This is a genomic window from Paraburkholderia sp. SSBN10T, from assembly GCF_056619545.1.
Window position 1 is genome coordinate 247,477 of sequence record NZ_JBWQQI010000001.1, and the last position, 15,529, is coordinate 263,005.

Here is a 15,529-nt window from a genome sequence, read left to right on the forward strand (position 1 = left end):
GTGAGCCGATTACCGCATGGGCGTTACAACAACTCCAGGATGCGGTGATACAACATCCCCAACTCAAGCGCCGGCCCACGCAACGCCGCTCCCCCCGGAAAGCGCGCATGACGCAGCTTCGCGAACAGATCGAACGCCGCCGTTTCTCCAGCAATCGCCTGCGCAACCACGCGCCCCGCAATCCCGGTCAACGCCACCCCGTGCCCGGAAAACCCCTGCACGTAGAAATAATTCGGATCGATCGAGCCGAAATCGGGCGCGCGATTGCGCGTGACGTCCACGGACCCGCCCCATGCGAATTCGACGCGGGCATCGGCCACTTGCGGAAACACGTCCACCATCCGCTTGCGAATCTGCTCCGACAACTGGGCGGGCGCTGCGCCGGTCGAACTGGCGCGTCCGCCGAACAGCACCCGGTGATCGGCCGAAACACGGAAGTAATCGAGGAAGAAATTGTTGTCGCACACCGCTTCGCGTCCGGCGATGAGCGCAGAAGCCCGCGCTTCGCCAAGCGATTCGGTGGCGACGATATACGAGGCGATCGGTGCAATGCGTGCCGCGATTGCCGCGGGCAGCACATTGCCGATGGTCGCGTTGCCGCACGCAACCACGAAGCGGCAGCGCACTTCACCGTTCGCCGTGCGCACCGCCGGCCGCGCACCACGCACGATTTCGAGCACCGGCGAATGGGCAAACAACTGCGCGCCTTCGCGCCGCGCGGCGTCCGCGAGACCGAGACAGTACTTGAGCGGATGCAGATGCCCGGAGAACGGATCGTAGACGCCCGCCAGATAGCGCTGCGAAGCGACGCGAGCGCGGATCTCATCGGTATCGAGCCATGAGAGCTTCGTGTAGCCCATCCGCGACGACGCCTGATCCATCCACGCCCGCAGATCGGGCACGCGTTTCGGTTTGGTCGCGACGGTCAGATAACCGGGCGTGAAATCGCAATCGATTCCGTATTGCCCGATGCGCTCGCGCACCAGCGCGACGCCTTCCACCGACATCGCCCAGGCCGCCCGCGCCCCGTCGAGGCCGAGTTGCTTTTCGATGATCTCGTCTTTGGCGAAGCCCACCAGCGTCTGGCCGCCATTGCGACCCGATGCGCCCCAGCCCGGTCGGTGCGCTTCGAGCACCACCACCGACAAGCCGCGCGCCCGGCATTCGAGCGCCACCGAAAGCCCAGCGAAGCCCGCGCCGATCACGCACACGTCGGCTTCGAGCGTGCCTTCCAGCATCGGATCGTCGACGAGCGGGCGCGCGGCGCTCGCTTCGTAATAGGAGTTTTGGATCAGCGCATCGGCGCGGCGGTCGAGACTCTCGGTCATTAAAGCAAATCCTTCATTCGATACCAGGCCATCGCGAGGACGAGGGCAGGGGTGCGCAGTGTAGCGCCGCCCGGAAAATCGCGGTGGCGAATCTTGTCGAACAGGTCGAAACGCGAGGCCTGGCCGTCGATCGCCTCGGCGATCAGCTTGCCGGCGAGCCCCGTGGTGTTGACGCCGTGCCCCGAGAAGCCCTGCGCGAAATACACCGTCGGCGCGAGGCGTCCGAAATGCGGCGCGCGATTCATCGTGATGTCGACGAAACCACCCCACGCGTAATCGACCTTGACGTCGGCCAGTTGCGGGAAAGTCTTCAGCATATCGCGGCGCATCGCTTCGCCGAGATTGCGCGGCGCGAACGTCGAGTAGCTGACCTTGCCGCCCCACAGCACGCGGTGATCGGGGGCGGGCCGGAAATAATCGAGCACGAAGCGGCTATCGCAGATGGCCGCCTGTGCCGGCATCAAGGCCTGCGCGCGTGCCGGATCGAGCGGCTCGGTGGCGATCACATAGGTGCCGACCGGCATGATCTTGCGCGCGACGTCCGGTGCCAGCGCACCGAGCCAGGTGTTGCAGGCGAGCGCGACGAATTGCGCCTGTACCTGGCCGCGAGCGGTTTCTACTACGTGCCCGCCATTGCCGTTGCTCGCGCCGCCGGCGTTGCGGATGCGGGTCACACAACTGTCTTCGAAAATCCGTACGCCCGCGGCGCTTGCGGCGCGAGCGAGCCCCAGCGTGTAATTGAGCGGATGCAAATGACCGCTGTCCGGGTCGAACAGGCCGCCCAGATAGCGGGTCGACTGCACATAATGGCCCAAGCCATCCCGCTCGATATAGCGGAAACGGTCGTAGCCAAAGCGGCTTTGCGCTTCATCGCGCCATTGCCGCAACGCAGTGACATCCCGCGGTTTGTTGGCGGCGTGGAAGTAACCGAATTGCAGGTCGCAGTCTATCTGGTGACGTGCGACGCGATCCTTGACGATCTCCAGCGTCTCGAGCCCCATCTCCCACACACGTTTGACGTCTGCGGCGGGCATATGCTTGCCGAACGTGTCCATATCGCACGCAAAACCGCCGATCAACTGGCCGCCATTACGTCCGCTTGCGGCCCAGCCGACCTTCGAGGCTTCGAGCACCGCGACGGAATAGCCGCGTTCGGCGAGGTTCAGTGCTGTCGAGATGCCGGTAAGGCCGGCGCCGATCACGCAGACATCCACCTTCAAAGGGCCATCGAGGGGGGCGTGACGGGTTGTATCGTTGAGTGTGGCCGCATAGTACGAGGCGGCGTGGGGCTGGTTCGCGAACCGGAGCATAGGCAGAAAACAGACGAGATGCCGAAGTGCGACGCCGTGCTGCGTGGCGCCGTACTTCGGCGGTACAGGTTAGAACGCGTAGATGAACTGCGTGGCCAGCATGTCGTTGGACTTGCTGTACGAGCCGCTGTTATGCAGGAACACGTCCTGGGTCGCCCAGTCGTGGCGGTATTCGACCTTGACGGTGATCTGCTGGGTCGGATAGAACAACAGGTCCAGCGCGACGTCCTGGTGGACCGCGCCCTTGCACTCGAAGCCAAGGCCGCCGTTCGCCTTCGAGTTGGCCAGGCAGCTTGCACCGATGCCGAAGCCGTTGGTCGTATCCATGCCGTTCGAGTTCAGCACGACGCCACCGCCGCCGCCGCCGTTCTTGGTGTCGGCAAGCACGTCATAGCGCGCAGTCACGCCCATGCGGCCCACCGACGGCAAGGTGAACTTGCGGTGCGCGAGCAGCGAGATGCCGTACCACTGTGCCTGGCCGCCGTTGAATGCGGCGTTCTGCTGCTGGCCGTAGTCCACTTCCGCGTTGTACTGGACGTCGGCGAGTGTGTAGGACGCATCGGCTTCGCCGAACAGGAAGGTGCCGAATGCGCTGGACGCCACACCACCCGGACCGTAGACACCCGGCAGCGGGTTGCCCGCCGAGTCTGTGCCTTGGGCCAGCGTTTGGCGCCCAATATTGACCGAACCACCGATATCCAGCGCGCTGGACCACGTATAGTCGACGCGAGCCGTAAAGGTCGGGATCTTGTTGCTGCTGGTAATCGGGTCGCCCAACGCGTTGGTGCCGGTCTGGATCGAGGAGCCGTACGTGCGGTATTGCTCGTTGCCCAGTATGAACTTCCATGCCCAGTTGCTGCCGTCGGCCGTGTAGTTCACGCCCGCGCCTATGTAGCTGCCCGGATCCGAGAAGTCATACAGCAGGTTGTGCGTGAGCGTCAGCATCTGGTTCGACTGCTGCACTTCATAGCCGCCGAAGCTCGGCATCAAGCCCGCGACGAAAGTCGTCGTCGCCGTGACCGGCACCGTGATGACAGCCGTATTCAGGATGTCCAGCCCGGTGCTGCCGTGCTCGTTCTGCAGCAGCGTGATACCGTTGCCGCGGTTCGGCATCAGGGTAATTTCAGCCGACGGCGCCATCGGGCCGACACCGAAGGTCTTCTTGATGTCGAGGTAGACGTCGCCGAACGTGCTGTTGAAGTAGTTGTAGCTGCTTTCGTGGTTGGCGAACAGGAACGACGAAGTGCTCAGATCGCGGTTATAGACGTAGGTCGGATCGATATAGCCCGTCACCGAAAGACCTGCAATCGGACCGGTGTTCTGTGCATCCACCAGCGAATCGACCTTCAACTGCTGGTTGGCGATCTGCTGCTTCATCGCGTCGACCTGATCGTTGGTCAGCGTGGCCTGCGCCTTGCCGTAGTCCGGCGACGAAATATCCACCGGCGCCGCGACCACCGCAGGCGCCGCTGCCGCCGGAGCGGCGGCTACCGCCTTGGGTTTGGCCGCCACCTCCGCCCGCAACTGTTTCACTTCTTTTTGCAACGAGTTCAGTTGCGCCTGCAGCGCCTTGATCTCATCGCTGGTGGTGTCCGCCGTGGCGATGCCTGGCAGACTCCCCGCCACTAGCAGGCAGATGAGTTTCTTTCTCATGCATATTCTCCTTGTTGGTCGTATTGCCAGGAACTGCTTAAATCTGGACGGCGCCGAGCGACTTGCGCACCGTAGCGGGTTGCGGGACCGGGGCGGCATCGGCGGCTTCCGCGGCGGCGAAAGCCATTTGCGTGTCACGGGTGCGCTTGCGTTCGCGGACCTGCATCCAGCGGTTCACCGCGATCACGCCGATCGTCACAACCGTGATGAAGATCGTTGCTAGTGCATTCATTTCCGGGTTCAGGCCGAGGCGCACGCGCGAAAACACGACGAGCGGCAGCGTGGTGGAGCCAGGACCGGAGAGAAACGCGGACAGCACCAGATCGTCGAACGACAGCGTGAACGAGAGCAGCCAGCCCGACATCAGCGCCTGCGAGATCAGCGGCAGCGTGATCAGGAAGAACACCTTGAAGGGCGTTGCGCCGAGATCGAGCGCGGCTTCTTCGAGCGACTTGTTGAGCTCCTTGACGCGCGACTGCACGATAATCGCCACATAGGACACGCACAGCATCACGTGACCGATCCAGATCGTCAGCAGGCCACGGCCCTTCGGCCAGCCGAGCATCTGTTCGAGCGCGACGAACAGCAGCAGCAGCGAGATGCCCTGAATCACTTCGGGAATCACCAGCGGCGCGTTGATCATCCCGGCGAACAGCGTGAAGCCGCGGAAGCGGCCAAAGCGCGCCAGCACGAACCCCGCCCACGTGCCGATCACCACGGACGCACAGGCGGTCAGCAAGCCGATCTTCAGCGACAGCCAGGCCGCGCTGAGCAGTTCGTCGTCCTGCAGCAAGGCGCCGTACCATTTCAGCGAGAAGCCGGACCACACGGTGACGAGCTTCGACTCGTTGAACGAATACACGACAAGACTGATGATCGGGATATAGAGGAACAGAAACCCGAACGTCAGGACCGTGTTGGACAGCTTCCTGTTTGGCTTGATCATTTCGTACCCTCCAGCTCCTTGACCTGGTAGTACTGGAACACGGCCATCGGCACGAGCAGCAGCAGAACCATTGCGACCGTCACGGCGGATGCCATTGGCCAGTCCATATCGTTGAAGAACTCGTCCCACATGACGCGGCCGATCATCAGTGTGTCGGCGCCGCCGAGCAGTTCGGGAATCACGTATTCGCCCACCGCGGGGATGAACACCAGCAGGCTGCCGGCGATAATCCCGTTCTTCGACAACGGCAAGGTGATGCGCGTGAAGGCGGTCCACGGTTTGGCGCCGAGATCGTAGGCGGCTTCGAGCAGCGTCAGGTCCATCTTCACCAGGTGCGCATACAACGGCATCACCATGAACGGCAGATACGAATAGACCATGCCGATATAGACGCCAATATCGGTGTGGTATAGCCGCAACGGCGAATGGATCATGCCGATGGCCATCAACGTGTGATTGAGCAGGCCGTCATCCTTGAGAATGCCGATCCATGCATAGACGCGAATCAGGAACGACGTCCAGAACGGCAGCATCACGCCCATCATCAGCAGGTTGCGTTTGGCCGGTTCCGAGCGGGCGATGTAGTACGCAACCGGATAGCCGATCAACAGGCAGAAGAAGGTCGAGATCGCCGCCATCTTCAGCGAGCTGATGTAGGTGGCGATATACAGGTCGTCCTGCAGCAGGAACGCATAGTGACCGAGCTGGATCGCAAGGTGCACGACGCCGTCCTTGGCGCTCACGAGGTCCGTGTACGGCGGGATGCCCAGGCGCAGATCGGCGAAACTGATCTTCAGCACCAGCACGAACGGCAGCGCGAAAAACAGCGTGAGCCACAGGAACGGCACGCCGATCACCGTGGTGCGGCCCGACGGCAGCAGGGTAGCGAGGCGCTTTTTCAGCGCGCCGATCAAACGGCTGCCGGACGGCGCGTCGAGCGCCGGGGATGAGGTCGGAGCGGGCGTACTCATTGCGTCACCACTACGCCGCTAGCGGGCGACCAGTAGACGAACACGTCGTCGTTATAGGCGGGCGCACCTTCGCTCATCAGGTGCGAGCTGGACAGGTTCGACACCACCGTCTTGCCGCTCGGCAGGCGCACGTGGTAGAGCGAATAGCTGCCCATGTAGGCGACATCCGAGACCACGCCGCGCGCCCAGTTGTGCGGCGTCGCCGGCTTCTCGAGCGATACCTTTACGCGTTCCGGGCGCACGGAGATGCCCACCGGCATGCCGAGCGGCCCGGTAATGCCGTGGCTCACATACATGCGTGCTTCGAGGTCTTCGCTCTCGACGAAGATGTGATCGGGTTCGTCCTCCACCACCACGCCTTCGAACATATTGGTCGAGCCGATGAACTCGGCCGAGAAGCGGCTGTTCGGAAACTCGTAGACCTGCGAAGGAGTGCCGATCTGCACGATGCGTCCTTCGCTCATCACGGCGAGGCGCCCGGCCATGGTCATCGCTTCTTCCTGATCGTGCGTGACCATCACGCAGGTCACGTCGACCTTCTCGATGATGTTGACCAGTTCCAACTGGGTCTTCTGGCGGATCTTCTTGTCGAGCGCGGACATCGGCTCGTCGAGCAGCAGCAGCTTCGGGCGCTTGACGAGCGAGCGGGCCAGTGCGACACGCTGCTGCTGGCCGCCGGAGAGCTGGTGCGGCTTACGGCCCGCGAACTTGCTCATCTGCACGAGATGCAGGGCATCGGCGACGCGTTCCTTGATCTCGTTCTTGGGTGTGCCTTCCTGCTTGAGACCGAAGGCGATGTTCGCCTCGACGCTCATGTGCGGAAACAGCGCATACGACTGGAACATCATGTTGACCGGGCGCTTGTACGGCGGCATGGCCGCAAGGTCTTCGCCGTCGACGAAGATGCGTCCCGAGGTGGCCGTTTCCAGCCCGGCGAGCATGCGCAGGAGCGTTGACTTGCCGCAGCCTGAACTGCCGAGCAGCGCGAACAGTTCATTCTTCGCGATAGTCAGATTGACGTTGTCGACAGCGGTGCTGTCGCCGAATTTCTTTACGACGTTTTCAATGCGAACGAATTCGTCCGTTTTGCTTTTGGTCGTAACAGCGGGTCTCGCCGCATTGCGGGCCACCTGGGCGGCGCTATTTGATGAGGTCGTCGTGTTCATGGTGTAACCATTCCTTGCGGATCGCGGGCGTAAGCGTCCCCGTGCGGGGCGCTGAAGCGGCTCACGAAGGTCTGCTGCGATCAGGAAACATGGGACTGCGCGTGCAAGGCGCAGGCTGACTGCCTTATTGCCGAATCAGGCGGAGAGGGATCGAGCGATCCCTGCTCCGCGGTTATATACGCTTGTTTGCGGTATTAAAAAATCAATGGCCGGTTTTGAGCTGAGCCCAAAGGCGGTTTTCAAGGCGCAGGATGTCGCTCGGCATCGGCTTCATCAGCGTCATCTTGCTCAGTACTTCGTCACCCGGATAAACGGTGGTGTCCTGAGCGACGCCCGGCGTCACGAACTGGCGTGCAGCCTTGTTGGCGGTCGGGTAGAACACCTCGTTGGTGATCGCGGCGTTGACCTTCGGATCTTCGATGTAGTTGATCCACTTGAGCGCGGCTTCGGGGTGCGGTGCATCCTTCGGGATCACCATCACGTCGAACCACAGCAGGCCGCCTTCCTTGACGTTGGAGAACTTGACGGTGTAGGCACGCTTCGCTTCAGCGGCACGGCGGCTTGCGATGCCGACGTCGCCGGACCATGCCACCGCGACGCACACGTCGTTATTGGCGAGGTCGTTGATGTAGCCGGAGGAGTTGAACTGGGTGATGTACGGGCGGACTTTCTTCAGTACTTCGAACGCAGCCTGGTAGTCGGCCGGGTTCGTGCTGTTCGGATCCTTATGCATGTATTGCAGTACCGCTGCGAAGACGTCCACGGCCTGGTCGAGGAACGACACGCCGCAGCCCTTCAGCTTCGAGAGGTTGGCCGGGTCGAACACCAGCGCCCAGCTATCGACCGGGGCGTCGGCGCCGAGCGCCTTTTGCACGGCCTGCACGTTGTAGCCCACACCGTCGGTGCCGTAGGCCCAGGGCACGCCGTACTGGTTGCCGGGATCGGCGTCGGTAATCATCTTCATCAGAACCGGGTCGAGATTCGCCAGGTTCGGCAGCTTCGATTTATCGAGTTTCTGGTAGACACCGGCCTGAATCTGCTTGGCCATGTAGTTGGACGTCGGCACCACGATGTCGTAGCCGGAGCTGCCTGCCAGCAGCTTGGCCTGCAACGTATCGTCGCTGTCGTAGTTGTCGTATTTCACATGAATGCCGTCCTGCTTCTCGAAGTTCGGAATCGTATCCTTGGCGATATAGTCCGACCAGTTGTACACGTTGAGTTCGGTGTCGGCCGCAAGCGCCGGTGAGACCGACAGCGCAGTAAAGCTCGTGACGGCGAGAAGCGCGGCCCCCGCGACCGCATGACGAAGATGACGTCCAGTATGACTAGCGCTCATGGCTTTTTTTCCCTTGAAGTTGAAGTTCCGGCATGAGCGCGTGTCGTGGTGCGCTCGTGCCGGAAAAGAACTGCCGTTACGAAATTCCGAGTTGTTGTGCGGTCGCATCGATGGCTTTCTTCGCCTTCGAGACGATCTCGTCGATTTCCTGCTTCGTGATCACCAGCGGCGGCGACAGCAGCATCCGGTCACCGGTGGCGCGCATGATCAGGTTGCCGTTGAAGCAGAAGTCGCGGCAGATCGTGCCGACATCGCCGCCATTGGCAAAGCGCTTGCGCGTCTTCGGTTCCTCGGCAAGTTGCAGGCCCGCCACCAGCCCGGTGCCAGCGATATCGCCGACGATCGGATGGTTCGCGAAGGTCTCGCGCAGCTTCTTCTGGAAGTACGGGCCGGTATCCGTCTTGACGCGCTCGACGATTTTTTCATCGCGCAGGAGCTTGAGGTTGGCCACCGCCACCGCTGCCGCGACCGGATGGCCGGAGTAGGTGAGGCCGTGATTGAAGTCGCCGTTTTCGATGATCGCGCGAGCGACGCGGTCATGCAGGCCGACCGCGCCCATCGGGATATAGCCGCTCGTCAAACCCTTGGCGAGCGTGATGAGGTCGGGCTCGAAGCCGAAGTGCTGATGGGCGAACCACTCGCCGGTGCGCCCGAAGCCGCCGATCACTTCGTCGGCAACCAGCAGGATGTCGTACTTGCGGCAGATGCGCTGGATTTCCGGCCAGTAGGTCGACGGCGGGAAGATGACGCCGCCGGCCCCCTGGAAAGGCTCACCGATGAACGCGGCGACATTCTCCGCGCCGATCTCGAGGATCTTCGCTTCGAGTTGCTGCGCGCGGGCGAGGCCGAACTCTTCCGGCGTCAGATTGCCCTCGGCTTCGCCGAAGTAATACGGCTGGTCGATATGAACGATGTTCTCGACCTTCGACGGCATCTGCTCATGCATGTAGCCCATGCCGCCGAGCGTGCCGCCGGCAATCGTCGAGCCGTGATAGCCGTTCTTGCGCGAGATCACGACCTTCTTCGCCTGCTTGCCCTGCGTCGCCCAATACTGATGGACGATGCGCAGGACGGTGTCGTTACCTTCGGAGCCGCTGTTGCAATAGAAGAAATGGTTGAACGGCGCCGGCGCCAGTTCCGCGAGCAGGGCGGACAGTTCGATCACCGGCGGGTGCGTGGTCTTGAAGAAGGTGTTGTAGTAGGGCAGTTCCATCATCTGCCGGTAGGCGGCGTCGGCGAGTTCCTTGCGGCCGTAGCCGACATTCACGCACCACAGGCCGGCCATGCCGTCGATGATCTGGTTGCCGTCGGAATCCCACAGATACACGCCTTTGGCCTTGACGATCACGCGGCTGCCGGCCTTGTTGAGCGAACCCATGTCCGAGAACGGATGAATGTGGTGCGCCGCGTCGAGCGCGCGATATTCGGCGGTGCTGCGTTGTTGCGAAACCTGCGCGGCTGCAGCGGGCTGGGCCGGCTGCACGTACGCGACTTCTTCTGTTCTGTAGCTCATGTTGCCTCCAATGTTCTGTTTGCTTTGCCGCGCCTTAAACGTGCAACAGCAAATGCCGGCGTTCCCACGAACTGATCACGCGGAAGAACGCTTCGTATTCGGTTTCCTTCAGGGCCAGATAAGCCTTGACGAACTTCTCGCCGAGCACTTCGGCGATCGGCTCGCAGGCGCCCATCAGCGTCAGGCCCTCTTCGAGATTGCGCGGCAGTTGATAGGGCAATTCGTAGCCGTCGCTGATCAGCGGCTCGGTCGGGCGCAGGCTCTGCGTCATGCCGAGATAGCCGGCCGCGAGCGTCGCGGCAATCGCGAGGTAAGGATTGCAGTCCACGCCCGGAATACGGTTTTCGATGCGGCGCGCGGCCGGTCCCGAATGCGGAATACGGAAGCCCACCGTGCGGTTGTCATAACCCCACGCCACGTTGATCGGCGCTGCCATGAAGCGTGACAGGCGGCGATACGAATTGATGTACGGTGCGAAGATCGGCATCAGCGCGGGGGTGTATTTCTGCAGCCCCGCGATATAACCGTCGAACAGTTCAGTCGGCTTGCCGTCCGGGCCGGTGAACAGGTTCTGGCCGGTTTCCCCGTCGACCAGGCTCTGATGCATGTGCATCGCCGAACCCGGTTCGCCTTCCATCGGCTTGGCCATGAAAGTCGCGTACATCTTGTGACGCAAAGCGGCCTCGCGCACCGTGCGCTTGAACAGGAACACGCTGTCGGCAAGCTTGAGCGGATCGCCGTGCATGAAGTTGATTTCCATCTGCGCGGCGCCGACTTCGTGAATCAGCGTGTCGACTTCGAGCTCCTGAATATCGCAGTACTCGTAGATGTCTTCGAAGAGGGGATCAAATTCATTGACCGCTTCGATCGAATACGCCTGACGGCCGGTTTCCGGGCGCCCGGTCCGGCCGATCGGCGGCTGCAGCGGCAGGTCAGGGTCCTTGTTCATGTCGACCAGGTAGAACTCGAGTTCCGGTGCGATGACCGGCGTCCAGCCTTTGGCCTTGTACAGTTCGAGCACGCGGCGCAGCACGCGGCGCGGCGAGATTGCCACCGGCGTGCCGTCGAAGTGCACGCAATCGTGAATCACCTGGGCGGTGGGGTCGACCGCCCACGGAATGATGCGGATGGTCGAGGCATCGGGAACGCAGACCATGTCGGGATCGGTGACGCCGGTCAGGGTGCCGTCCTCCGGATAGTCACCTGTGACGGTCTGGATCATCACCGCTTGCGGCAGGCGCATGGATTCGCCGGATTCGAACTTGTTGCGCGGAATGATCTTGCCGCGCGCGATCCCGGCCATGTCGGGAATGATTGCTTCGATCTCGGTGATGCGGTGTTTCTTCAGAAATTCGTCGATGTCTTGCATGATTGTTCTCTCAGTTTTTGCGCGGGCCACTTCAGGCTTGGGTGGCGGCGGATGCCGCGCCGTAGCCGGCCCTGGTGCGCATTCGATCGCGGCATGCATCGCCGAACGCCCGGAAGATCGCGGTGGAAAGCGCGTCGCTCGCGTGCTTCCACTCGGGGTGCCACTGCACACCCAGAGCGAAGGCGCGTGCGTGCTTGACGCTCACCGCTTCGATCAATCCGTCCGGCGCGGTGGCTTCGGCCACGAGGCCGTTGCCCAGCCGCTCGACGCCTTGTCCGTGCAGGGAATTCACCCGTGCCTCATTCGCTCCCGCTGCAAGGCGCTGCAACAGGCCGCCTTGGGTCAGCGCGATCGAATGCGACGGTGCATATTGCACGTCCAGTTCGTCTTCCTTGTTCTCACGGTGGTCGTTCAAGCCGGCCACCGTGTGAACGCTTTGGTGCAGCGTCCCGCCGAACACCACGTTCATTTCCTGAAAGCCGCGGCAGACGGCCAGCACCGGCACGCCGGCGTCGACGGCGGCCCGCAGCAGCGGCAGCGTCGTCGCATCGCGGGCGGCGTCGTGCAGCGTGCCCGGCGCGCTGGCGTCGCCGCCGTAGTGGTGCGGCTCGACATTCGAATAGCTGCCGGTGAACAGCAAGCCGTCGACTGTCGCCAGAATCTCGGCGCTCGCCTGACGGTTGCCGAGCGCGGGCAGCAGCATCGCCAGCGCCTGTGAGCCGTCGACCACGGCGGCGATGTATTTCTCGCCGACCGTATGCGACGGATGCACTCCCATCATCGTTCTGTCGGCGCTGATGCCGACTAGCGGTCTGGTTCGCATGACTAATTCAATGGACGTGTGTGTTCCCCGCTGGACGCGGCACGAACAACGTTAAAACAGGCGCGGCACGATTCCGCAGCCATGCGCAGGGCGCAAAGCCGCCAGAAGTGCAGGCGGGGGTCGTGAGCGGACCTGCCGCGCCTTGCGATGACTCAAGCCGTTCGATCCAGCCGCTTGCGTGGCGCTGCCAGCACAACATGCCCATGTGACAGGCGCTAGCGCGCGTGCTTAAGCGCAGACGCCGGTCAGGCGCGCTCAGGCAAACGGGTGAAGCGAACGGCGAATTTGGGGGAGGCGCTACGGCAGCAGCGAGGCGACTTCGTCCGTGCGTACAGCGATAAAAGCGCGCGCAGAGACGGAATTGTGGCGTCGGACAGAACGGCGGGACAGGATCGTGAAGACGGACAGAAAGCGGCGAAACGCAAGGCTGCCGTTGCTGCCGTCGGCGATGGCGCCTTCAGGACGAAGACGTCTCGCCTGACTGCGTTCCCACCTAACCAAAGGGCCTCGGACTCTCACGATTACACTCGACTAGCGGCGTTGAAAGTATTGAACGCCTCGCTCAGCAAACGCACAGCGCGTTTAAAGAAACGTGACGCTGGATGATCGCCGGATGCCTTAGCGAACCTGCTTCGCTGCGCCGCAAATCACTCGTTCGAGGTCTGTGACGGTGGCATGACGATCGCCTGTGAATCAGCATATACGAGCCAAAAATGCCGTCAAATCATTTTTATAAAAGATTTATTAGGGCTTACCCGAGGCAATAGGACGAAACCCGGGGGTTGGGTACGCATGTTGCGATAGTCAGTATTTCGAATTCCTTTCAGGGTTTTCCCCAGCAGCGGCGGGAATAAAGTGATTAGAATATTCAACACTCGCGCTGTCCTTGCGCGGCCACTTGCTCCGTTTGCTGGTTTCTTCAACCCGGTTCATCCACTCTGAGAGTGCCGTGATGTCCATCGAAGTTGCGACCCGTCTGCAGTACATCCGTAAGAAGAACGGCCTGTCTCAGCGCGAGCTGGCCAAACGGGCGGGCGTCACCAACGGCACTATTTCGCTGATCGAACAAAATCGTGTGAGTCCCTCGGTCGGTTCGCTCAAGAAGCTGCTCGAATGCATTCCGATGAGCCTTGCCGAGTTCTTTACCTTCGAAGTGGAGGCCGATCGTTCCGTGGTCTCGCGCCGTGCCGACATGCCTAACCTCGGCAACGAGTCGATCGAGTTCTATCTCGCCGGCGCGGGCGTGAAGGATCGCAATATGGGCATCCTGCGCGAGGTGTACCAGCCACTCGCGGACACGGGCCCGGAAATGCTCGTGCATACAGGACACGAGGGCGGCGTGATCGTCAGCGGTCAGATCGAATTGACCGTGGAGGGTTGCACGTGGCTGCTCGACCCCGGCGACAGCTATTACTTCGAAAGCCGCTTACCACATCGTTTTCGCAATCCCAGCGCGGAACAAGTCTGCGAAATCGTCTCGGCGAATTCGCCACCGAGCTTCTAGACATTCCGCGTCAACGCCGTTGCGACGTCGGCGCTGGCTGCAACGGCAGCTCTCGCGTTGGACGTCGAACGCACAACATTGAGGCATCCTGATGGAAAAGAACCTGGCTTACTGGCAAGACAAAGCCGCAACGCTTTCGATCGAAGGCCGCGCGTTTATCGACGGCGAATATCGCCATGCCGCAAGCGGACGCACCTTCGATTGCCTGAGCCCGATCGACGGCAAGCTGCTCGCCAAGGTGGCCGATAGCGCCGCCGAGGACGTCAACGCCGCGGTGGCCGCCGCGCGCCGTGCGTTCGATGTGCGTGTCTGGTCCGGCCTGAATCCGCGCAAGCGTAAAGCGATCCTGCTGCGCTGGGCCGGTTTGATGCGCGAGCATCTCGACGAGCTGTCGCTGCTCGAAACGCTCGATGCCGGCAAGCCGATCGGCGACACCACCTCGGTGGACGTGCCCGGCGCCGCGTATTGCGTCGAATGGTTTGCCGAAGCGATCGACAAGATCGGCGGCGAAGTAGTGCCGGCCGACCATCATCTGGTGGGGCTGGTCACGCGCGAGCCGATTGGCGTGGTGGCAGCCGTGGTGCCGTGGAATTTCCCGATCCTGATGGCGTCGTGGAAATTCGGCCCGGCACTGGCGGCGGGCAACAGCGTGGTTTTGAAGCCTTCCGAGAAGTCGCCGCTCACGGCCATCCGTATCGCGCAACTGGCTTACGAGGCCGGGATTCCGGCGGGCGTGTTCAACGTCGTGCCGGGCGCCGGCGAGCCGGGCAAGCTGCTGGCGCTGCATGCGGATGTGGATTGCCTCGCCTTTACGGGTTCGACCAATGTCGGCAAGCTGATCATGCAGTACGCCGGCCAGTCGAACCTGAAGCGCGTCTGGCTCGAACTGGGCGGCAAGTCGCCGAATATCGTGATGCCCGACTGCGCGGACCTCGACCGTGCGGCCAACGCAGCCGCGGGCGCGATCTTCTACAACATGGGCGAGATGTGTACGGCGGGTTCGCGTCTGCTCGTGCATCGCGACATCAAGGATGTGTTCCTCGACAAGCTGATCGCCGCGGCGCGCAGCTATACGCCGGGCAATCCGCTCGACCCGAACACCTCGATGGGCGCGATTGTCGACCACGTGCAACTGGAGCGCGTGCTGAGCTATATCGAAGCCGGGCGTGCGGAAGCGAAACTGCTGCTCGGCGGCGGGCGCGTGAAAGAGGAGAGCGGCGGCTACTACATCGAGCCGACCATTTTCGACACCGCGCCGAATGCTAAAATCGCCCGCGAAGAAATTTTCGGGCCGGTGCTGTCGGTGATCACTTTCGATACGGTCGAAGAGGCCATCAGGATTGCCAATGACAGCGACTACGGCCTCGCCGCGGCGGTCTGGACCGCGAACCTGACGACGGCCCACGAAATGGCGCGCAGCCTGCGCGCCGGCACCGTGTGGGTCAACTGCTACGACGAAGGGGGAGACATGAACTTCCCGTTCGGCGGCTACAAGCAATCGGGCAACGGCCGTGACAAGTCGTTGCACGCACTGGAGAAGTACACCGAGCTGAAGTCTACGCTGGTGCGGCTGCGCTAAAGGATTCGCAAGCCAGCGCGGCGGTGCGCCA

At 62.2% G+C, this 15,529-nt stretch carries 13 protein-coding genes; 2 read left to right on the forward strand and 11 right to left on the reverse strand.

What is annotated here, in order from left to right; genetic code table 11:
• Positions 1-23: 23 nt before the first annotated feature.
• The 11 genes from AC1ECK_RS01160 to AC1ECK_RS01210 form a co-directional block, all read right to left on the reverse strand.
• Positions 24-1,328 carry an NAD(P)/FAD-dependent oxidoreductase gene (locus AC1ECK_RS01160; RefSeq protein WP_480315059.1) on the reverse strand — a complete coding sequence of 435 codons (1,305 nt, stop codon included), beginning with the start codon at positions 1,326-1,328 and terminating at the stop codon, positions 24-26.
• Positions 1,328-2,638, reverse strand: a complete 1,311-nt coding sequence (locus tag AC1ECK_RS01165) for an NAD(P)/FAD-dependent oxidoreductase (protein ID WP_480315061.1) — start codon at positions 2,636-2,638, stop codon at positions 1,328-1,330. Before AC1ECK_RS01165 ends, AC1ECK_RS01160 begins: the two co-directional genes overlap by 1 nt.
• A 69-nt stretch (positions 2,639-2,707) precedes the next feature.
• Positions 2,708-4,291, reverse strand: coding sequence for a DUF3138 family protein (locus AC1ECK_RS01170; RefSeq protein WP_480315063.1), 1,584 nt, complete (start codon positions 4,289-4,291; stop codon positions 2,708-2,710).
• 37 nt (positions 4,292-4,328) lie between these two features.
• A complete protein-coding gene (locus tag AC1ECK_RS01175; RefSeq protein ID WP_480315065.1) occupies positions 4,329-5,237 on the reverse strand; it encodes an ABC transporter permease subunit in 909 nt (302 codons plus the stop codon).
• Positions 5,234-6,208: an ABC transporter permease subunit gene (locus tag AC1ECK_RS01180; protein ID WP_480315067.1), complete on the reverse strand. Its 975-nt coding sequence runs from the start codon at positions 6,206-6,208 to the stop codon at positions 5,234-5,236. The genes AC1ECK_RS01175 and AC1ECK_RS01180 overlap by 4 nt, the downstream gene beginning before the upstream one ends.
• The gene (locus AC1ECK_RS01185) at positions 6,205-7,374 is read right to left on the reverse strand and encodes an ABC transporter ATP-binding protein (RefSeq protein WP_480315069.1); all 1,170 of its coding nucleotides are present in this window, start codon (positions 7,372-7,374) and stop codon (positions 6,205-6,207) included. The genes AC1ECK_RS01180 and AC1ECK_RS01185 overlap by 4 nt, the downstream gene beginning before the upstream one ends.
• A 202-nt stretch (positions 7,375-7,576) precedes the next feature.
• On the reverse strand, positions 7,577-8,710 hold the full coding sequence (locus AC1ECK_RS01190) for a polyamine ABC transporter substrate-binding protein (protein ID WP_480315071.1): 1,134 nt from the start codon (positions 8,708-8,710) through the stop codon (positions 7,577-7,579).
• 76 nt (positions 8,711-8,786) lie between these two features.
• Positions 8,787-10,223 carry an aspartate aminotransferase family protein gene (locus tag AC1ECK_RS01195; protein WP_480315073.1) on the reverse strand — a complete coding sequence of 479 codons (1,437 nt, stop codon included), beginning with the start codon at positions 10,221-10,223 and terminating at the stop codon, positions 8,787-8,789.
• A gap of 34 nt (positions 10,224-10,257) precedes the next feature.
• Positions 10,258-11,592, reverse strand: coding sequence for a glutamine synthetase family protein (locus AC1ECK_RS01200; protein WP_480315075.1), 1,335 nt, complete (start codon positions 11,590-11,592; stop codon positions 10,258-10,260).
• A gap of 31 nt (positions 11,593-11,623) precedes the next feature.
• Positions 11,624-12,415 carry a gamma-glutamyl-gamma-aminobutyrate hydrolase family protein gene (locus tag AC1ECK_RS01205; protein WP_480315076.1) on the reverse strand — a complete coding sequence of 264 codons (792 nt, stop codon included), beginning with the start codon at positions 12,413-12,415 and terminating at the stop codon, positions 11,624-11,626.
• Positions 12,416-12,712: 297 nt separating this feature from the next.
• Positions 12,713-12,934, reverse strand: a complete 222-nt coding sequence (locus tag AC1ECK_RS01210) for a hypothetical protein (protein ID WP_429282338.1) — start codon at positions 12,932-12,934, stop codon at positions 12,713-12,715.
• A 433-nt stretch (positions 12,935-13,367) separates the two neighbouring features.
• Between AC1ECK_RS01210 and AC1ECK_RS01215 the strand changes: the two genes are divergently transcribed.
• The gene (locus AC1ECK_RS01215; protein WP_480315079.1) at positions 13,368-13,919 is read left to right on the forward strand and encodes a cupin domain-containing protein; all 552 of its coding nucleotides are present in this window, start codon (positions 13,368-13,370) and stop codon (positions 13,917-13,919) included.
• 91 nt (positions 13,920-14,010) lie between these two features.
• On the forward strand, positions 14,011-15,498 hold the full coding sequence (locus AC1ECK_RS01220) for an aldehyde dehydrogenase (RefSeq protein ID WP_480315080.1): 1,488 nt from the start codon (positions 14,011-14,013) through the stop codon (positions 15,496-15,498).
• The last annotated feature ends 31 nt before the right edge of the window (positions 15,499-15,529 follow it).